The sequence below is a fragment of the Desulfosporosinus youngiae DSM 17734 genome (assembly GCF_000244895.1).
In the GTDB taxonomy this organism is placed as follows: Bacteria; Bacillota; Desulfitobacteriia; order Desulfitobacteriales; family Desulfitobacteriaceae; genus Desulfosporosinus; species Desulfosporosinus youngiae.
Window position 1 is genome coordinate 3473014 of sequence record NZ_CM001441.1, and the last position, 19175, is coordinate 3492188.

At 45.0% G+C, this 19175-nt stretch carries 17 protein-coding genes; 4 read left to right on the forward strand and 13 right to left on the reverse strand.

The window, feature by feature from the left end; all coding sequences use genetic code 11:
* The 10 genes from DESYODRAFT_RS16210 to DESYODRAFT_RS16255 form a co-directional block, all read right to left on the reverse strand.
* Entirely contained in the window at positions 1-201 is a 201-nt protein-coding gene (locus DESYODRAFT_RS16210; RefSeq protein WP_007784763.1) for a putative signal transducing protein, read from the reverse strand.
* A gap of 71 nt (positions 202-272) precedes the next feature.
* Positions 273-779, reverse strand: coding sequence for a pantetheine-phosphate adenylyltransferase (coaD, locus tag DESYODRAFT_RS16215; protein ID WP_007784765.1), 507 nt, complete (start codon positions 777-779; stop codon positions 273-275).
* 78 nt (positions 780-857) lie between these two features.
* Positions 858-4349 (reverse strand): DNA polymerase III subunit alpha, encoded by a 3492-nt coding sequence (locus DESYODRAFT_RS16220; RefSeq protein WP_007784767.1) that lies wholly within the window; start codon positions 4347-4349, stop codon positions 858-860.
* Between the two features lie 158 nt (positions 4350-4507).
* Entirely contained in the window at positions 4508-5845 is a 1338-nt protein-coding gene (locus tag DESYODRAFT_RS16225; RefSeq protein WP_007784769.1) for a DRTGG domain-containing protein, read from the reverse strand.
* A gap of 80 nt (positions 5846-5925) precedes the next feature.
* Positions 5926-6111 carry an alpha/beta-type small acid-soluble spore protein gene (locus DESYODRAFT_RS16230; RefSeq protein WP_007784770.1) on the reverse strand — a complete coding sequence of 62 codons (186 nt, stop codon included), beginning with the start codon at positions 6109-6111 and terminating at the stop codon, positions 5926-5928.
* A gap of 254 nt (positions 6112-6365) precedes the next feature.
* Positions 6366-7061 (reverse strand): metal-dependent hydrolase, encoded by a 696-nt coding sequence (locus DESYODRAFT_RS16235; RefSeq protein WP_007784774.1) that lies wholly within the window; start codon positions 7059-7061, stop codon positions 6366-6368.
* A gap of 23 nt (positions 7062-7084) precedes the next feature.
* Positions 7085-8041: a glycosyl hydrolase family 18 protein gene (locus DESYODRAFT_RS16240; protein ID WP_007784775.1), complete on the reverse strand. Its 957-nt coding sequence runs from the start codon at positions 8039-8041 to the stop codon at positions 7085-7087.
* A gap of 54 nt (positions 8042-8095) precedes the next feature.
* Complete coding sequence (locus DESYODRAFT_RS16245; protein ID WP_007784776.1) at positions 8096-9148, reverse strand: glycosyltransferase family 4 protein; 1053 nt, start codon at positions 9146-9148, stop codon at positions 8096-8098.
* Positions 9149-9190: 42 nt separating this feature from the next.
* On the reverse strand, positions 9191-9661 hold the full coding sequence (locus tag DESYODRAFT_RS16250; RefSeq protein ID WP_007784778.1) for a tRNA (cytidine(34)-2'-O)-methyltransferase: 471 nt from the start codon (positions 9659-9661) through the stop codon (positions 9191-9193).
* Between the two features lie 15 nt (positions 9662-9676).
* Positions 9677-9892 carry an FmdB family zinc ribbon protein gene (locus tag DESYODRAFT_RS16255; RefSeq protein ID WP_007784780.1) on the reverse strand — a complete coding sequence of 72 codons (216 nt, stop codon included), beginning with the start codon at positions 9890-9892 and terminating at the stop codon, positions 9677-9679.
* 389 nt (positions 9893-10281) lie between these two features.
* On the opposite strand from DESYODRAFT_RS16255, the gene DESYODRAFT_RS16260 reads away from it, so the two are divergent.
* From DESYODRAFT_RS16260 to DESYODRAFT_RS16270, 3 genes are all read left to right on the forward strand, one after another.
* Complete coding sequence (locus DESYODRAFT_RS16260) at positions 10282-12201, forward strand: aconitate hydratase (protein ID WP_042339791.1); 1920 nt, start codon at positions 10282-10284, stop codon at positions 12199-12201.
* A gap of 165 nt (positions 12202-12366) precedes the next feature.
* Positions 12367-12864: an Lrp/AsnC family transcriptional regulator gene (locus tag DESYODRAFT_RS16265; protein ID WP_007784786.1), complete on the forward strand. Its 498-nt coding sequence runs from the start codon at positions 12367-12369 to the stop codon at positions 12862-12864.
* Positions 12861-14030, forward strand: coding sequence for an aminotransferase class I/II-fold pyridoxal phosphate-dependent enzyme (locus tag DESYODRAFT_RS16270; protein ID WP_007784788.1), 1170 nt, complete (start codon positions 12861-12863; stop codon positions 14028-14030). Before DESYODRAFT_RS16265 ends, DESYODRAFT_RS16270 begins: the two co-directional genes overlap by 4 nt.
* A gap of 157 nt (positions 14031-14187) precedes the next feature.
* Here DESYODRAFT_RS16270 and DESYODRAFT_RS16275 read toward each other — a convergent pair whose 3' ends face one another.
* Complete coding sequence (locus DESYODRAFT_RS16275) at positions 14188-14364, reverse strand: hypothetical protein (RefSeq protein WP_157137193.1); 177 nt, start codon at positions 14362-14364, stop codon at positions 14188-14190.
* Between the two features lie 710 nt (positions 14365-15074).
* Here DESYODRAFT_RS16275 and DESYODRAFT_RS16280 point away from each other — a divergent pair.
* Positions 15075-16538 carry a sigma-54 interaction domain-containing protein gene (locus tag DESYODRAFT_RS16280; protein ID WP_007784791.1) on the forward strand — a complete coding sequence of 488 codons (1464 nt, stop codon included), beginning with the start codon at positions 15075-15077 and terminating at the stop codon, positions 16536-16538.
* Positions 16539-16548: 10 nt separating this feature from the next.
* Here the strand turns inward: DESYODRAFT_RS16280 and DESYODRAFT_RS16285 are convergent, their stop codons facing one another.
* Positions 16549-18312, reverse strand: coding sequence for an ASKHA domain-containing protein (locus tag DESYODRAFT_RS16285; protein ID WP_007784792.1), 1764 nt, complete (start codon positions 18310-18312; stop codon positions 16549-16551).
* A gap of 105 nt (positions 18313-18417) precedes the next feature.
* Complete coding sequence (locus tag DESYODRAFT_RS16290; RefSeq protein ID WP_007784793.1) at positions 18418-19059, reverse strand: cobalamin B12-binding domain-containing protein; 642 nt, start codon at positions 19057-19059, stop codon at positions 18418-18420.
* Positions 19060-19175 lie beyond the last annotated feature (116 nt).

The window sequence follows — 19175 nt, forward strand, 5'->3', positions numbered from 1 at the left end:
TCAGCTCCCCATAGCGCCAGTAATTATTTCATGTGCTTCTTCAGCTTCGGATTCCGGAACAAGAATTTCGACGGAAGCGTGTTCCCCAAGATGAGCCGAACCAATTGGACGAAGCTGGACCAACATTCCTTCATCAGTGAGGATTTTCTTATACTTTTCTGCAATTAACTTATTGGGAGCAATATAAATAACCGTCCACATTTTCCTAAAATCCCCCTTATTAAATCGATTTATGATACCATAGCACCTCTTATTGTGCAAGAAACGGGCCCTTAATCCTCTGCATCAGAGTCTGAACGCTGCCTGGCATATTTCGACATCAAGGCTTTTTCCACATGTGGGGGCACAAAATCCGAAACTCCTGCATGCAAGCTGGAGGCCCATTTAATCGCACTTGAGCTAATAAATGAGTACTCACTTTGAGTCATGAGAAACGTCGTTTCAATATCCGGCGCAATTTTTTTGTTCATTAAGGCTAATTGGAACTCATACTCAAAATCGGATAAGGCCCGGAGTCCCCGAATGATTGCTATGGCCCCGCATTGACGGGCAAACTCTACTGTCAGCCCTTCAAAAACGCGAACAGCAACATTCGGCATGTCTTTGGTTGATTCCACGAGAAGTTCCATTCTCTCACCAAGGGTAAACAATGGAGTCTTATTGCTATCGGCTGCAACAGCAATAATCAAGAGATCAAACAGTTCTTTAGCCCGGACTAAAATATCAAGGTGTCCTTTGGTTACAGGGTCAAATGTTCCAGGATATACTGCAATACGCACAATCAATCTCCTTTTCATTTAAGGATATTTTGATGGGTTTCGCCTTGAAAGCGAATAATCCTGCAAGGATATAACCCTTTAAGCAAAATTTTTAGTTTGCTGCCAGACTATATTATGTTGATCCATCACTTCACGAAGCGCATTCGTCAGCTCATCCTGATCGTTCACCCAAAATTGTCGTTTTCCTTCAAGGACTTTCTGAGTATCCTCAAAGTAGAAATACACCGGCTGATTGCCCGGAAAACGTTGGATAATACTTAAAACAAGCTGCATAAGATCACTTTTTTCATGAGAAAACCTTAAGAAGAGACGCTTCGATGCAGCCGGTGACATGATAGTTTTATTCTCTCCGGAAGGTTTCAGGTCCTCTAATCTTGTGATTTTTTCGGCAAAAATCTTTTTCTCTTCATCCCGGATATTATACCTGCCAACCACAACAACTGCCTGATCATTGCTGAGAGTGCCGGTTTGAGCGAAGACACGGGGGAAGACTAATACCTCAATACCGCCCGTTAAATCTTCCAGAACAAAACTAGCCATCATTTCTCCCTTTTTAGTAACATTCTGCCTAAACCCAGTTACCAGTCCGCCTAGAGCAACCTTCTTCTCTTCTTCCCCCTCCAGACATGTTATGATATCTGATGAGATATATTCTTTAAGTTGAGGCAAGACGGAAGAAAGGGGGTGTCCACTTAAGTAGAGACCAAGATATTCCTTTTCCATGTTCAAAATATCCCGTTCTTTAAAATCCGGCAGCTGAGGAAGCTTGGTCCCTTCATCCATCTCTTCATCTAAATCGAAAAGAGAAAATTGGCCCGACAGCCGGTCTTTTTGCCGGCGTCCGGTTGTATCCAAAACTTGATCCATTACTGCCAAGGCCTGAGCCCGTGTACAAATCGAACTGAAAGCACCGGCACGGACCAAGCTCTCCAGGACACGCCGATTTAAAACTTTCTGGTCAACGCGGAGACAGAAATCGTCGAGAGATTTAAAAGGCCCCTCTTGCCTGGCCTCCAGAATCTTTTCTACGACATTGATTCCCACATTGCGAATCGCTCCCAAGCCAAAACGGATAGCCTGGTCTTCAATGGAGAATCCAACTTGGCTGTATTGAACATCCGGCGGCAATACTTTAATTCCACTCGAACGGGCATCTTGAATATAGAAGGATATTTTATCCGATGAACCCATTACAGTGCTTAAAAGCGCCGCCATAAACTCTAAAGGATAGTTTGCTTTCAAATAAGCCGTCTGATACGAAATCACAGCATAAGCTGTCGCATGCCCTTTATTGAAGCCATACTCCGCAAATTTGGCCATTAAATCAAAAATTTCTTCCGCATCTTTAAGTGTCAGGCCAAGCCGAAGCGCGCCTGGAATAATCCAAGTTCCATCACTGTCCTGCAAACCATCAATAAAGTTCTGGCGTTCCTCTGCCATGATTTCTTTCTTCTTTTTCCCCATCGCCCGCCGGAGCAAATCCGCTCGTCCCAGGGAGTAACCTCCTAAATCCCGGGCAATCTGCATGACTTGTTCCTGATAGACGATAATACCGTAGGTCGATTTAAGGATTGGTTCCAGTTTTGGATGCAGATAGGTAATGTTGCCCCCGCGTTTCCGCCGGATAAATTCCGGGATCTGTTCCATTGGCCCAGGGCGGTATAAGGCCACGACGGCAATAATATCCTCAAAGCAGTTCGGCTTGAGGTCCTTCAGGATCGTGCGCATCCCTCCGCTTTCCAACTGAAAGATTCCCGTACTGTTTCCTGAGGCCAGGAGCGAGTAAGTTTTGGGATCATCTAAAGCTAATGTTTGTAAATCAAGCTTGAAGCCATGGGTCTCTTCAATTCGCCGCACAGCCTCTTGCAAAATCGTTAAATTCCGCAAACCTAAAAAGTCCATTTTTAAGAGTCCGATTTCCTCGACAGCTTTCATGGGAAATTGGGTCATAACAAAGTCTTCTGATGTCCTTTGCAGAGGCAGATAATTCATAAGGGGCTCCTTGGCGATGACGACCCCGGCAGCATGCGTAGACGCATGTCTGGTCATCCCTTCCAACGATCTGGCTAAGGTATAGAGCCTTTTTATTTCCTCATCCTCTTCCACCATACGGGCCAAATCAGGGGATACCTCCAGAGCCTTTTCTAACGTCATCCCCAGATCCGAAGGAATTGCTTTAGCCACTTTATCGACTCGAAACAAAGGGATTGCCAACACTCGTCCCCCATCTCTAATGGCTGCTTTGGCACCCATAGTTCCGAAGGTGATAATCTGACACACCTTATCAGCACCGTACTTTTCAGTAACATAGCGGATAACACGTTCACGGCCTTCCGGATCAAAATCTATATCAATATCGGGCATCGAAACACGTTCGGGATTTAAAAACCGTTCAAAGAGCAAATCAAAGCGCAGAGGTTCAACCGAGGTTATCCCTAATAAATAGGCAACCATACTAGCTGCCGCTGATCCCCGCCCCGGACCGACAACGACCCCATTTTCTCTTGCATAACGGCAAAAATCTGCCACGATCAAAAAGTATCCGGCGAAACCCGTTTGGAAGATAACTTGGAGTTCATAATCCAGGCGCGCACATTCTCTCTCTGTCATTTGTGGATAGAAACGGGGAAAGGCCTTGCGGCATTCTGCTTCAAGATAGCCATTTAGTGTATAGCCTGAAGGGACCTCGAACACAGGTAAAAAGTTCTCCCCGAAATGAAAATCCATCTGACAGCGTTCAGCGATCAGGGAGGTGTTTGTCAATAGTTCCGGGTGTTCTCCGAAGAGCATGGCCATCTCCTCTTCAGATTTGAGAAAGAATTCCTCACTTGAAAAACGCATCCTTGCAGTATCCTCTAAGGTCTTGCCCATTTGAATACAAAGCAGGGCGTCTTGAACAAACGCATCCTCACGTTTAACATAATGTACGTCATTGGTGGCCACCATGGGAATCCCCGTACGCTCATGCACCTTCCACATTCCTATTATGACCTTGCGCTGTTCTTCTAAGCCATGATCCTGAAGCTCAAGGAAAAAATTTCCCTGGCCAAAAATGCTCTCATACTCCCGGGCACTTTGAACTGCCATTTCCAATTGATCCTGTACCAAGTAATCCGCGACTTCCCCAGCCAAACAAGCACTAAGGGCAATAATCCCCTCGGCATGTTTGCGAAGAATTTCTTTATCTACCCGAGGCTTATAATAGAAACCTTCAATATGAGCCATCGAAACCAGTCGGATCAGGTTGCGATATCCTTGCTCATTCTCAGCAAGCAAGACCAAATGATAATTGGAGTCGTCTTTGCCTGAGATCTTATCCGTCCTCTTATTAGGTGCCACATATACTTCACACCCGATAATTGGTTTAATTCCTGCTTTCCGGCATGCTTTATAGAAATCCAGGACCCCGTACATCACCCCATGATCCGTAATTGCCAAAGCCGGCATTTGCAGATCTGCCGCACGCTGGACTAAGTTCTTGATCCGTGCTGCTCCGTCAAGCAGGCTGAATTCTGTATGATTATGAAGGTGAACAAAGCCACAGGTTTTTTGAGTTTTTTCAGTCTTTATAGTGGTTCACCTTCCTTCAGAAAACCCCCTCGCTTCACATGACGAGGGGGCTATTTTATACTGTATAGAAAGTATAAACTTGCGTTATATACTTTCTGAGCATAAGTGCAACTAAGGCGGCCGCCCGCGCCTGCGGCTTGGCGCCAGCCAAGTTTTCTTTATACCATTAGCTCCGGATGGGCTGTCTCAATGACTAATTTCTTATCCCCTATTCTGGCTGTCATCAAACCTTTGGCTACCAAGGCACTGTTGGCCATTACTTCCACCTCAATACTGCAGTGTTTCTTGGCAACCAGCAATAGCTTGGCGGTAACCTTGATCTCCGTCCCGACCGCAATCGGCTGAAGCTGATAGAGCGTAAAATTTTCGGTAATCGCATTCAGTCGATACTTCTTCCGCAGTCCTATATAGCCGGCCATATTCATGACTGTCACTATGACTCCGCAACTGGCTGACCCATAGTCGTCACTCATGGCATTCGTGATTTCCCCTTCGATCGTGAGATGTTCCGCATCATCAACAAAGCGGAACCCGCTCAGGACAAGATTGTCCACTGTTTCACCGAATTGCGGTTGTTTCTGGACTTGCTGATAAGCTTCAATAACATCTTGCAGGCTTATGATACCGATTAATTTTCCCTGATCGGCGACTACCGCGATTTCCCACCCTTCCCAAACCATGATCCGGGAGATATGGGTCACAGGGTCATCTCGTCCGACAAGAAAAGGATTGGCATTCATTACCTCTCTGATCGGCGTCTTAACATCGGCCCCGGCGACATCCACTGCGGAAACGATTCCAACCAGAGTCATTTCCTCATCAACGACCGGGAAGCGGCTGTGGTCGGTATCTTGGGAAAGTTTTCGCCAATCTTCAACCGTTGCATCCGCTTTTAAATAGCTCACATCTTTAACCATAATATCTTCAACCAAAATAAGTTCCTTCTCGATCAAGCGATCATAAAGAGCCCGATTAATCATCGAAGTAACTGCAAATGTATCATAGGGAGACTGGATAATCACTAACTCATTTTTTTGTGCTAAGGCTATAACCTCTTCATCAGGTTCGAATCCCCCGGTAACTAACAGGGAACTGTGATGACTCAAAGCAAACATCTGGGCATCGCGACGGTTGCCAACAATACACAACGCTCCATCTTCTAAGTACCGGGCCATAGTCTTTAATTCCATTGCAGCTATAACAAACTTATTAGGGGAGCGATTGAGATACGCGAAGCCGCAGATAACAACCCCTTCAGCGATTTGGGAAACTTCATGCAAGGTTAAATCCTCAATTTGCCGCTCTTTAACCCCTTCTATCCGTATGGTTCCAACCTTAGGAATCGAACGGACAAATCCTTTAGCTTCAGCCTCTTTAATAGCCCGATAAGCAGTCCCTTCACTGACGTCCAACTCCTTGGCAATAAAGCGAACAGAGACCTTGCTGCCAATCGCGAGATCTTCAATAAAGGTTAAAATTTGTTGATGTTTTGTCAACTTATACGCTCCCTACTATTAACTATATCGGACTATTATTATATCACATGATTGACTATTCAACTACGAATTCAGCGGCTCTATACATTTTTTCGCCGCCTTTGCGTCATGAGCCCGCCGATTCTTCCGGCATCCTTGGCACTTAAAGAATGCCAGCCATTACTATGGATCTGATCGAGCAATCCCAGCTCAGCCGCGATCTCCATTTTCAGCGGTTCTAAAGGATCTATTCGTCTCACCTTAGGTTTTTTCTGTTTCTTTTCCATTTCTAGATTCTCCCTCTGCTCAAAATAAACCCTTCTTCGTAATGAGGGCAATTTGGTCCGCGTTCACCTAAAATATGTTCCAAACTACAACGGCCTTCAGACCCATAAAGACAACGAGTCGTACATGGTTTTCTTGTCATTAAATTCATCTCCTATGTCCATAAATTTATCTCTCCTCTCAATAAGTTTGACCATTTCCAAATAAAAATATCCCACTTGAATCATCAAGCGGGATGAATGATCTCTATAATGATTTAAACCTCGTAAACATCGCCAGGCTTAAGGGCCTGACCCCGGCTTTCCGGAACTCTGCGCTGGAGAAGATGTAAGAATTCTTTTACATCCTGAACAATCACCGGAAACGTATTATAGTGCATCGGAATAACGACTTTAGGACGCAATAGCAGGGAGGCATGAACGGCTTCCTCGACCCCCATGACAAAATTATCGCCGATGGGAAGCATAGCAACCTCAATGGGGTAACGACGTCCGATCAGTTCCATATCCCCAAATAACCCTGTATCCCCTGCATGATAAAGCCATTTTCCTTCCACCTGGAGCAGGAAACCGCAGGCTAAGCCCCCATAAATCGTTTCTCCATCAGGGTTTTCTATCCCTGATCCATGTAAAGCTTGAGTAAGCTTAATCCAGCCAAAGGGGAACTGATGCTTTCCGCCAATATGCATAGCATGGGTTTTGGCACCCCGGCTCTGGCAATAATTCGCCAGCTCAAAAACAGCAATGATCGGAGCTTCTGTCTGTTTAGACAACTGTATCGCATCTCCTAAATGATCGCTGTGTCCATGAGTGACCAGAATTGCATCAAGATGGGTAAAGTCTTCGGGCTTAGCTGTAGCGCTTGGGTTACCCGTCAAGAAAGGGTCTATAAGGATTCTTCCTGCTTCCCCTTCTATTTCGAAGCAGGCATGTCCATGGAAATGAATACGCATACTTTTTAGAAACCTCCTATATTTTAACGCCTAACGTACGCTTGAAGCACCTCCCAGAAAGCAGGATAGCTAAGGTTCATTTCCCAAAGCGCCACACCGCCAATGCCCTTCTGCAGAGCTAAGTCGAGTTTTTCCCTTAAGCTTCTGGGATCTTCAAAATATACTGTATGACGCACGCCTCCAGTTTCGTAACGAAAAAATGTACTATGCTGCCTTGCATCCCACTGCAGCGGAGCACCGTATCGCCGCGCCAGCTCAGTGGCCCGCCGGTAGCTTATAACCCTGCCCCTCCCTTCCTCCGGCCAATCATAACCATAGATCGGAATGCCCATATAGATTTTTTCCCGCGGAATATTGGTTATGGCATAATCTAAAACTTGAGTCACCCAGGGAATTGAGGCTACTGAGCCTGGTTCACTTTCCGACCAATGCTCTTCGTAAGTCATCAGAATAACTTTATCAACAGCCTGACCGATCAGTTTATAATCAAAGGACCCTCGCCAGACATTCTCAGTATCATCCCAAGTTTTAGCAGGAACATCAATCGATACAATAAAATTTGCTTGTTGAAACATCCTGGACCATGTTTGAATCAGTCGGGTAAAAAGAGAACGATCTGCCGGTGCCGCCCTTTCCAGATCAAAATTGACACCATCAAGCCGATAATCAACTAAGATATCACGTATGTTTCGCCAAACAAGATTAGCAAAGTCCTGATCCCGCACTAACCGACTCATCAGAGCCGTGGAAAATTGGCCCTGTCGTGTCAGATTGCTGACCACCAGGAAAACCTTGATTCCCATGGCGTGGGCCTCATCAATAAGCCCACGGCTTGGGCGCCCGAGGATTGTTCCATTATTCTGAATCGAAACCTCAAAAATTGCTAACTGGTCAATACTGCTTCCGTAACGCTGGAGATAAGGATAACCCCTTGTTTGCTCTGTTAAGCCATTATAAAAGGCAAATACATTTAATGGCATACTTATACCCCCTTTCCGACCATCATATGCATGGAGGAAAAAAGAAGTGTAAGCTTACTTTGAATGCCGCCGGCTGAATACCGCCAGTTTTTCCGTTCTGCGCATAAGAATAGTAATCAAGATCCCAAAAACGATCAGGAGAACAACCAGAGCACCTACCCACAGCCCTTTGGCTCCAAGTACAGCGGCCATCCCAAAACAGGCACTGATTCCGTACATCAAAAGCACAGCCTGCCTTTGTGTAAACCCTGCATCAAGCAAACGATGATGCAGATGCCCCCGATCGGCCATTGCTATGGATTGCCCCCGCAGCTTTCGCCGAATAATGGCAAAGGTAAGATCTGTAACCGGCATACCCATCACAAGGAGCGGGAAAACCAATCCCAGAATTGTGGCGGTTTTGAGGAGACCCATGATTGAGATTCCTCCAATAATATACCCTAAAAACATACTTCCCGAGTCTCCCATGAAAACACGGGCCGGGGGAAAATTAAACAACAGAAAACCGAGGAGTGCTCCGGCTAATGCTAAAGTAAGATGGGCAGCCGAAACTTGATTGATTCCATACGCCGACCAAAACAACAAAATGGCGACTATAAAACAAATGCCGGCGGCCAGGCCATCCAATCCGTCCGATACATTAACCGTATTCACCAGTCCAACCACCCAAAAGAGCATTAAAATAATACCTACAGCACTTAGACCGAAGTCCGAAAAGATAACGTCTTTGTCGAGGAACGGGAGGGAAATGAAATCCATGGAAAAACCAAAGAAGAGGAGCACAGCCGCAGCGGCGATTTGCCAATAAAGCTTATACAAAGGACGAATTTCACGGATATCATCCCAGATGCCAACCGCTACAATGATCGTACTTCCAATAAATAAGCCCCAGATATTCTTAGTCCAAGCCTGTGTCACCAAAGCGGTCATCCAAAACGCGGCGTAAATCGCCAATCCGCCCAGCCGGGGAATCGGCCGGCTATGAATATGCCGTCCGCCCGGATAAGCAATCGCTCCCCAATGTTTTGCAAGTTTAATAGAAACAGGCGTAGCGATTATTACGATCACCAAAGCCATCAGAAAGGTCAACCCATACTCATTCATCATGATTGTTCTTCAACCGCCTTTGCATGCATTACGTATCCCTTCCTATACAAGATCAGGAAATCCCCATTGGCGTAGTACTTCGTAAACAACAACTGCTACAGAATTCGATAAATTTAAGGAACGGGCATCTGCACGCATCGGCAGCCTTAAGGCCGTTTCCGGATAGCGTGCCAGGATTTCAGGAGCCAGTCCTTTGGTTTCCTTCCCAAAAAGAAGGTATCCGCCAGGCTCATACGTAACATCTGTATAGGATCGCCCGCCTTTAGTGGTCGCCAAATAACGCGGGCCCACGGGATTTTTTTCCTCAAACTCGGCAAAATTTTCATAAAGAAAGATATCAAGCAAGTGCCAATAATCCAGGCCGGCACGTTTAAGGTGCTTATCATCAATGCTAAAACCTAATGGTTTTACCAAATGCAGCGCAGCTCCGGTAGCAGCACAAAGCCGGGCCACATTCCCTGTATTAGGAGGAATTTCCGGCTCTACAAGGACAATATTAAGTCTCGTGTTCAATTAGATGGTCCCCTTTCAATGACACCCCGCACAATTACCGCTGCATCCCGGCGAACAGCTTCCGCCCCCGGTTCCTCCCGAAATTCCCGGGCTGGAAAAACCGGAGATATGTCTGGTAAGCCCAATATGTCCGCATTTGCTGCACACAAGCCGCTCACCTTTTTCTCCCATTTTACACAGTTCTGTGATCACAACCCCGCATTTCGGGCATCCAAATTCATACATAGGCATAAAACGATTCCTCCCGGCTATCAACATCAAACGTCAAAGGCTATCCAACCTATTATAACCTGAAATAATGACAAACCCAAACAAATATTACCGAAACTTAACATACGTTTAAAGGCTTTTGTATTGTAAATCATCTGACTATCTCTTTAGGTTATACCTGCAAGTATAAGCAAATGACTCAATACACCCAGCCTATTCTAAAACTTCTATGTAAAACATGAAAACTAATCAACATTATAAACACATAAATCTTTACAGTTCTGCTATGTAAAACAAACATTGGAAATAATATATTAACTTACAAGAAATTTTGTATACATTTAGGAAACCCATAGATGTTTCCTCTTGTTTTTGGTAAAGTTAATACCAAGTTCAAAGGAGGAATTATCATGGGACAAAACTTGACACAAAAAATACTCTCATCTCACTTAGTTTCCGGCAGCTTGGACAGCGGAAACGAGATCGCGCTTCGCATTGATCAAACTCTAACCCAGGACGCCACAGGAACCATGGCCTATCTGCAATTTGAAGCCATGAATCTTTCCAGAGTGCAAACCGAATGTTCGGTAAGTTATATAGATCATAATACTCTCCAAACAGGGTTTGAAAACGCTGATGATCACGCCTTTCTGCAAAGTGCCGCTGCGCGCTTTGGGGCATATTTTTCCCGTCCGGGAAACGGGATCTGCCATCAAGTCCATCTTGAACGTTTCGCCAAACCAGGCAAAACCTTGCTGGGGTCCGACAGTCATACCCCAACTGCCGGCGGAATGGGCATGCTTGCTATGGGTGCCGGGGGGCTTGATGTTGCTGTGGCGATGGGCGGCGGAGCCTTTTATCTTCCTAACCCTAAAGTCCTGCGTGTCTGGCTGACGGGCCAACTCCCCGAATGGGTTTCAGCTAAAGATATCATCTTGGAAATTCTTCGCACGCTCACGGTCAAAGGGGGCGTCGGCAAAATAATCGAATACGCCGGACCGGGTGTAAAAACTCTTACGGTTCCGGAGCGATCAACTATCACCAATATGGGCGCAGAATTAGGCGCATCTTCTTCAATATTTCCCAGTGACGAACAAACCCTTCGTTTTTTAGAAGCACAAGGCAGAGCAGAGGACTATGTTCCTCTTTGCGCTGATGAAGATGCTGCTTATGACGAAGAATTAGCTATAGATCTTTCCACTCTGGTTCCCCTCGTCGCCCAGCCCCATAGCCCGGATAACGTAGCTCCGGTTAGTGAGCATTCCACAACTCAAGTTCATCAAGTGGCTATCGGAAGCTGTACTAACTCATCTTATCAAGACCTCATGCGGGTTCGTCAAATCCTTAAAGGAAAACATGTCCATCCAGGCGTCAGCTTAGTCATATCCCCCGGATCGCGCCAGGTTCTAAGCATGCTTTCCAGCAATGGCGCCTTAACCGATCTCCTGGACAGCGGGGCCAGACTGTTGGAATCGACTTGCGGACCATGTATCGGCATGGGACAATCCCCAGTCTCGAAAGGGGTATCTGTCCGGACCTTTAACCGGAACTTCTTAGGCCGCAGCGGGACTCAAGATGCCTCCGTGTTTTTGGCCAGTCCCGAAGTTGCGGCAGCCTGTGCTTTGACCGGCTTCTTAACTGATCCGCGGACCTTGGGACTATCTTCCAATGTCGGGTTCCCTGAGCGGTTTCGCATTGATGACAGTATGATTCTCCCCCCAGGGAGTCCGGATACCCCAATCAAACGCGGACCTAACATTCAGCCCCTCCCTATTGCTCCCGCCTTAGATGACTCACTTGACTTACCTATTATTCTAAAGCTGGGCAACAATATAACCACCGATGATATCATGCCGGCCGGATCTAAAATTCTGCCGCTCCGTTCTAATATCCCCGCTATCTCTGAATTCACATTTCACAAGATTGATCCTCAGTTTGCTGCTAAGGCCAAGGCCCAAACCCAAAGTGTCATTATAGCCGGCCATAATTATGGTCAAGGTTCCAGCCGGGAACATGCTGCTCTGGCTCCCATGTATCTCGGACTGCGTGTCGTTTTAGCCAAGAGTTTTGCCCGCATTCATCGTGCTAACCTAATTAATTTTGGGATTCTGCCCCTAACCTTTGTTGATGAAAATGATCTGGACCGTCTAAATGTTGGGACGACTTTGCACCTTTCCGGCCTGCATCAGGCTATTCAAACCTCTGAGCCTTTCGCCATTGCTTTAGATAATGACTCGGCTCCAGTCTTGGTCAGGCATGATCTCACCGAACGACAAGCGAAAATCCTGCTTGCCGGAGGGCTGCTGAATTCAACAAGAGCCTCTATTTGATCTTTAAATATTCCAGGCGCCCCCCTATTCCTTTTTCCTGCCGTTGAAATGACAAATTTTTTTATAGAAGAAAAAACGAGATATGATATACTATAATGAATTGTTCAGTTAATGCTGAACATTAGGACTTCGGTCGCCGAGGTAGATAAAAAGAGGTGGATTAAAATGCTCACTGAAAAGGATCGCAGCCTGCTCAAACTCATCGCTGAAGATTGCCGGCTTACTCCTGAGGAACTCTCTATTCAAACAGGGTTGTCCCCTGACTATATTAAACAACGTATCCGGGATTGGGAAAATGAAAAAGTAATCGTCGGCTATCAGCCTATGATCAACTGGGATCGAACCGGCGATGAAAAGGTTTCTGCTTTAATTGAAGTTAAAGTTTTACCCCAACGGGGCTATGGCTTTGATAAAATAGCTAAACGTCTGCAGAAATATCCGGAAGTCAAAGCGCTTTTTTTAATGTCGGGAGGATATGACTTATCCGTTCTTATCGAAGGTAAGACCATGCAGGATGTCGCTCTTTTTGTGGCTGAAAAACTGGCCTCTCTTGAACATGTTCAAAGCACTGCAACCCACTTTGTGCTCCGCCGCTATAAGCAGGACGGAATAGAGCTTATGGGTGATGAAGAGACTATCCAGCGCTTGGTGGTGTCACCATGAATCAATATCTGGCCCCCCACGTTGCTACCCTTCCCCCATCGGGAATACGCAAATTCTTTGACCTTGTCGCAACCATGAAAGATGTCATTTCTTTAGGGGTCGGTGAACCTGACTTTGTCACCCCTTGGACGGTCAGGGAAAGCGGCATCTTCTCCTTAGAAGAAGGACAGACCATGTATACCAGTAACGCGGGGCTCTTTGAATTACGTGAAGAATTGACCCACCATTTGAGCCGGACTTTGAATCTAAACTACGACCCGCTTCATGAGATTCTCATCACTACCGGAGCAAGTGAAGCCGTAGACCTGGTAATGCGGGCGGTTCTGGGACCTGGGGATACTGTCTTAATTCCCGATCCATCCTATGTGTCCTATGCGCCATGCGCCATATTGGCCGGGGCAAGCGTTAAGTACGTTCCAACTTATGCTAAGGAAAACTTTCGCATGCGTGTGGAAGACTTAGCCAGAGTCTATACTCCTGAAGCGAAACTTCTGGTCCTGTCCTATCCGAATAATCCAACCGGAGCGATTATGAACCGCGAGGATCTGCTGCCCATCGCCGATTTTGTGACTGAGCACGATCTTCTCGTCCTCGCAGATGATATTTATTCAGATCTTACCTATGACGGAACACATGTCTCATTTGCCAGCTTACCCGGTATGCGCGACCGTACTTTATTTGTCAGTGGTTTCTCGAAATCCTACGCTATGACAGGGTGGAGAATCGGGTATGTCGCGGGTAATGCGCACTTGATTTCAGGAATGACGAAAATTCATCAATACACTATGCTCTGTGCCCCCATTATGGGACAATTTGCAGCCATAGAGGCCTTGCAGTCTGCCAATGAAGCTAAAAACGATATGGTCCAAGCCTACGATCGCCGGAGACGGCTGATGGTTCATGGTTTTCGGGAGATGGGCCTGGACTGTTTCGAGCCTTTAGGTGCTTTTTATACCTTCCCGGATATTTCTAAGACCGGATTATCTTCAGAAGAGTTTGCTGAACAGCTCTTAAAAGAAGAAAAAGTAGCCGTCGTTCCGGGGACTGCCTTTGGCCCTTCCGGGGAAGGTCATATCCGCTGTTCTTATGCTTATTCTATGGAACAAATCCAGGAAGCCCTTAAACGCATCGCCAATTTTGTGGAACGCAGATTGGCCAAACGTTAAAAGGTGAGGATCTGCCTATAATGAAAAGACATACTGGTTTGAAACCAGTATGTCTTTTCATTATAGGCGGCACAAATCTTTCTTTATACTCCAACCCTATCCTGTGAGCCGGAGCTTTATAATGTTCTAAAATTCACAAATGTGAGAAAAGTTATCTTCACTCAAAGACCAAACCTTCCCAGAATGCTTCATCAACCACTCCCACCTCTTTAGCCAGATGCCACTTAATGGCTTCTGCCTTAATCCTTGTCGCTTCTTTAATGGCTTCTGCTTTAATCGCTGCTGCCTCTTTAATTGCTTCCGCTTTGAAATTATCAATATTAGACTTTGACATTAATACCACTTCCTTTCCTTCAATTAACCGTCCCTTCGCATATCCTTGGTATTTTCCGTTCACCTTGCTTAATTCCACATGTTTGACCTGTCTCTGCTTTTTCCCAATCGGAATACTTAAGCATTCCGGGACTCCAACATGGCTTCTGGTTCTTGCCTATATCTGCGGCCTGATCATCATATAGTTTCCGTTAAGTGAAGATTATCACTGTTTTAGCATTATGTCGATAGGTTATACGAATTATTACAATCAATATTTTTTATGAATATTCGTTTGAAAGCTAAAGTCTGTTTTTCTTTCGATACTCCAATTTTCTATAACCTTTGATCATGAATATTATCCACTGACTCTTCATGATGCCTAGGAAAAATAATGTTCATACAAGAACCCAGGCTAAAGCCCGGGCTTTTCCATTAAATATATCATCAAATATATAAATCATAGCTTAATAATCACAATTTTCAAAATATAATCATTGTTTTAATATGATATAATACAGGCAGCTTTCAAGCATTCCAGCCCTAGCAATCCCTTGCAATCATCGTTTTATAGGCCTTCTTCCCCAAATTAATGTCGTAAAATTCCCATTAAAACGGCGATACTCTGTACATCTAGAAGCAGCTTCATGGCAATATTAAATACTTAATACCTAATATAACAAGTTATTTAACTTACAGAAGATTTAAACTTGTCTGTTGGAGGTATTTTTTTTGCAAAATGATAAAATAGCGGAACTTAAAAAGGAAAATGAAGAACTAAAAATAGAGAATGAAAAACTGAAAATAGAAAACGAATTGCTTAAAACCATTATTGATAATATTCACGAATCGGTCATTGCGGTCAATAAAAACGATGAGATCATTCTCTATAACTGCGAATCAGAAAAAATGGAAGGGCTTAACCGAAACGATGTCTTAGGGAAAAAAGAAGATGATGTATATGCCCCGCCTTTTTACTTTTCAGACGAAGTTGTAAAAAAAGTATTGCGAACAGGCATAGCCGTAATTGAACAGCCCTATTGGTATTACTTAAATGACGGCAGACAAACGAACATGATCTTCAGCGTGTTTCCTTATTTATACAAGGGACAAATCTTCGGGGCTTATATTATCTTTCGCAATGTGAATCAGATGAGTGATTTTATAGCAAGGACATTAGAAATGCGGAAAAGGTTTTTCGAGGATGAAACTACCTCTCAAACGGGGGCTGTGTTTCTTCTGGACCATATCATTGGAAGCGGCTCGATAAAAAAGATCAAGGAAGAAGCACGCAGTATTGCCCGCCGCGACTCACCGGTATTAATCGTTGGGGAAACCGGCACAGGAAAAGAACTTTTTTCTCAAGGTATTCATAATGCCAGTTTGCGGTCAAAAGGTCCTTTTATATCTGTCAATTGTGCCGCTATTCCCGAAACGCTCTTCGAAAGCCTGCTCTTCGGCACCGTTAAAGGTGCTTTTACCGGTGCCGTTGAAACCCCCGGCCTGTTTGAACAAGCCGAAGATGGAACGATTTTCTTTGATGAAATTAATTCCATGCCCCTTTTCCTGCAGGCTAAACTGCTGAGAGTATTACAGGTCAAATCCATTCAAAGAATCGGAAGCACAGTTCAAAAACCTATCAATTGCAGAATTATAAGTGCCACAAATAATGATCCTGTTGAAGCCATTGAACGAAAACTTATCCGGTCCGACTTATATTTCCGTTTAGCAACCATCACCTTAAACATTCCTCCCCTAAGAGAACGAAAAGAAGATATAAACTATCTGGCCGCAAGCTTTATTAAGAAATATAACCTTAAATTTGGCTTATTTGTTGATAACATTGCAGAGGAATTGCTTAACCTTTTTGATGAATATTACTGGCCAGGCAATGTTCGGGAGTTGGAAAACTTTATTGAAGGTGCTATGAATTTTGTTCAAGATAAGGATAAGACATTAAATTTGCACCATTTACCGGAATATTTCAGAAAAAGAATTCTTTCTAATAAAAAATCTCCAGTAAATACTATAGTTTCTGATAAAAAGCTTCAAAGCGTTTTATCAGAAACTGAAAAAGAAATGATAGAAAGTATCCTGGCACAAAACAATAGAAATATCACTAAAACGGCGCGGGAATTGGGTATTTCCAGACAAAATTTATATTATAAATTTAAAATATTGGGCATTAAAAAATAGTATTTTTAAATCACAAACTTAAAGCCTTCATGAAGACCGTTTGAAAATCCCTTCGGGCCGATAATTCGATATGCACAGTTCGGCCGGCCAATGCTTCGGCCCGGGTTCTTTCTTCTTTGGAAAGCAAGGCTATCTTGGCACCATCCCCGGCTGCGTTACCGACAGTGGTTATTTTATCGAGCGGAAGAGAAGGGAGAAGTCCGATGCTCACAGCATTTTCTTTTTTAATATAATGACCAAATGCTCCCGCAATCAGTACACGGTCGATTGCTTCCGCACTCACCTTCATTTCCTGGAGCAGAAGCTGTATCCCCGCCATAATAGCTCCTTTAGCCAACTGTAATTTACGGATATCCTTTTGAGTAAGTACAACATCCTCGCCCGTGGCCGAATCCTTACTCCAAACCAGGATAAATTCACTTTTCTGATCGTCATTACGTAACCGCTCCCTGACCGCCGGAGGCAGCTTCTCCAGTTGATCTGCTTTGCTCGTCAGCCGCCCGGATGCTTCGATAATACCACTTTTTCGTAGTTGAGCGATAGCATCAATCAGACCGGAACCACAGATGCCTCTGGGTTTGCTGCCGCCAATCACTGCCAACTCTACGTCATCACCGATTAAAACCCCTTCTATAGCACCCTCGGCAGCTCGCATTCCGCAGTTTATCTCAGCCCCTTCAAAGGCGGGTCCGGCTGCTGCGGAACAAGTGAGTATTTGCTTATTGCCGGCTAGAATTATTTCACCATTGGTACCAATATCAATCGCTAAACTCAGGCCGGGAAGGCGGTCGATTCCGGTGGACAGCATGACGCCTACGGTATCAGAGCCAACATAGCCCGCGATATTCGGTAAGACGACGACCTTGCCCGACTCTAAAATACGGAGACCTAATTCCTTAGCCTCAACCTCAACAGCTTGCCGGAAAACGGGAATAAAGGGTGCCGTCGCCAAATAAGTGGGGTCAATGCCCAGAAACAAATGGCTCATCGTCGTATTGCCAACAACGACCGCTTGATAAATTTCCTGATGGTCTATTCCAGCCGCTTCACAGAGCTGGGCAATAATTTCGTTGAGCGCATTGATTAGTTTCACCTGAAGCTGGCGTCGTTTATCTGAATCCTCTGAAGCGTAGGTAATGCGTGAAATAACATCCGCCCCAAAAACATGCTGGGGATTCGTAATAGCCCCGCTAGTGAGGACAGTACCATTATTCAGATCCATAAGGTAGGCCGCCACAGTGGTCGTGCCAATATCCACCGAAAGACCATAGCTGCGCTCCAGCGTTTCTCCCTCTTCCACTGCCAGCAGGAAATTCTCATCGAGTACCGCCGTCACACGAAATTGTGCTTTCTGCAGCGTCTCTGGCAAATTTGCCGCGACCCGTCGGTTAAATGGGATTGTACGATTGGACAAAGCTGCCAATAGACGCTCCCAGTCCGGTGTTTGGTTTTTAGCACTGGGCTTTTCAACCTGTACATGGTATTTACGAATACTTGGCGCTATCATAATATCTTTAAGATGGTTTAGAGAGAGCTTTCGTTCAAACGCATCTTTTTGTACATTGAGCTCTACCGTCAAATCCTGTTCTATCATATGCTGGCAAGCCAAAACCCAACCGTCTGAGGAAATTTGCACTTTGCATTTGCCGCACGTCCCTCTGCCGCCGCAGGTACTTTGTATCTGTACTCCGGCTGCCACAGCAGCCTGCAAAATAGTGCTGCCCATCGGAACTTCAACTGATTTGCGGAAGGGTAAAAAGGTTACCTTAGCCATCTTTCATCACACCTTTTCAATAGCAGTTGCAATAAGGTGATCTTAATAAAAAGTAAAGCAAGCGGTTAGAAGGCCGCTTACTCTACCATTGGAATCACTTAGTTTTTATGCTTTCACCATTTCAAGAATTTTTTTGACTCCATCATTGGCATTTTCCGCATAAGCATCAGCCCCGATTTTGTCCGCATATCGTTGCGTTACAGGAGCTCCGCCAATGATCGTCTTGAATTTGTCACGAACTCCCCTTTCGCGGAGTGCATCCTCCAGCTTTTTCATGTTTTTCATGGTCGTGTTAAGTAATGCACTTGTACCGATAACGTCAACTTCATATTCCAAAGCTTTATCAATGATCTCATCGACGGGGATATCATTACCTATGTCATAAACATCCATGCCATGAACCCTAAACAAGGAAACAACAAGACCTTTGCCAATATCGTGAATATCCCCTTCAACGGTTGCGATTAAGGCTTTAATGCTTTTAGTTTGTTCGGCTGGAGGAATGGCATCATTTAAAATCGTTACCGCGTTCTTCATAGCATCAGAACTTACCATAAGTTCAGGCAAGAAGAATTTGCCCCTGTCAAAAAGATCGCCTACCTTATTAATCCCCACTGTGAAGCCCTTTTCGATAACTTCTAAAGGGTCTAATCCTTCGGCCAAGGCCCGCTTGGCTATTTCTACAGCTTTGGCCTCATCTCCATCTATAATGGATTGCGCCGCTAGTTCAAACAGTTCATTACTCATTGTTATAACCCCTCCCCATCATCTTTTCATGTTCTGCTCCGGATTGACTTACTTCGAAAACTTAATAATCCAGACAGACTTAATTAGTCAGACTTAGTGACCCAGGCTTAATTATA

What these genes read in the sequence shown, in the direction of transcription:
- DESYODRAFT_RS16230 (WP_007784770.1), bottom strand. Translation starts at nt 6,111, where the DNA reads ATGGAAAAGAAACAGAAAAAACCTAAGGTGAGACGAATAGATCCTTTA.
- DESYODRAFT_RS16270 (WP_007784788.1), top strand. Translation starts at nt 12,861, where the DNA reads ATGAATCAATATCTGGCCCCCCACGTTGCTACCCTTCCCCCATCGGGA.
- DESYODRAFT_RS16245 (WP_007784776.1), bottom strand. Translation starts at nt 9,148, where the DNA reads ATGATGAATGAGTATGGGTTGACCTTTCTGATGGCTTTGGTGATCGTA.
- DESYODRAFT_RS16265 (WP_007784786.1), top strand. Translation starts at nt 12,367, where the DNA reads ATGCTCACTGAAAAGGATCGCAGCCTGCTCAAACTCATCGCTGAAGAT.
- DESYODRAFT_RS16210 (WP_007784763.1), bottom strand. Translation starts at nt 201, where the DNA reads ATGTGGACGGTTATTTATATTGCTCCCAATAAGTTAATTGCAGAAAAG.
- DESYODRAFT_RS16285 (WP_007784792.1), bottom strand. Translation starts at nt 18,312, where the DNA reads ATGGCTAAGGTAACCTTTTTACCCTTCCGCAAATCAGTTGAAGTTCCG.
- DESYODRAFT_RS16235 (WP_007784774.1), bottom strand. Translation starts at nt 7,061, where the DNA reads ATGCGTATTCATTTCCATGGACATGCCTGCTTCGAAATAGAAGGGGAA.
- DESYODRAFT_RS16255 (WP_007784780.1), bottom strand. Translation starts at nt 9,892, where the DNA reads ATGCCTATGTATGAATTTGGATGCCCGAAATGCGGGGTTGTGATCACA.
- DESYODRAFT_RS16260 (WP_042339791.1), top strand. Translation starts at nt 10,282, where the DNA reads ATGGGACAAAACTTGACACAAAAAATACTCTCATCTCACTTAGTTTCC.
- DESYODRAFT_RS16240 (WP_007784775.1), bottom strand. Translation starts at nt 8,041, where the DNA reads ATGCCATTAAATGTATTTGCCTTTTATAATGGCTTAACAGAGCAAACA.
- DESYODRAFT_RS16290 (WP_007784793.1), bottom strand. Translation starts at nt 19,059, where the DNA reads ATGAGTAATGAACTGTTTGAACTAGCGGCGCAATCCATTATAGATGGA.
- DESYODRAFT_RS16275 (WP_157137193.1), bottom strand. Translation starts at nt 14,364, where the DNA reads ATGTCAAAGTCTAATATTGATAATTTCAAAGCGGAAGCAATTAAAGAG.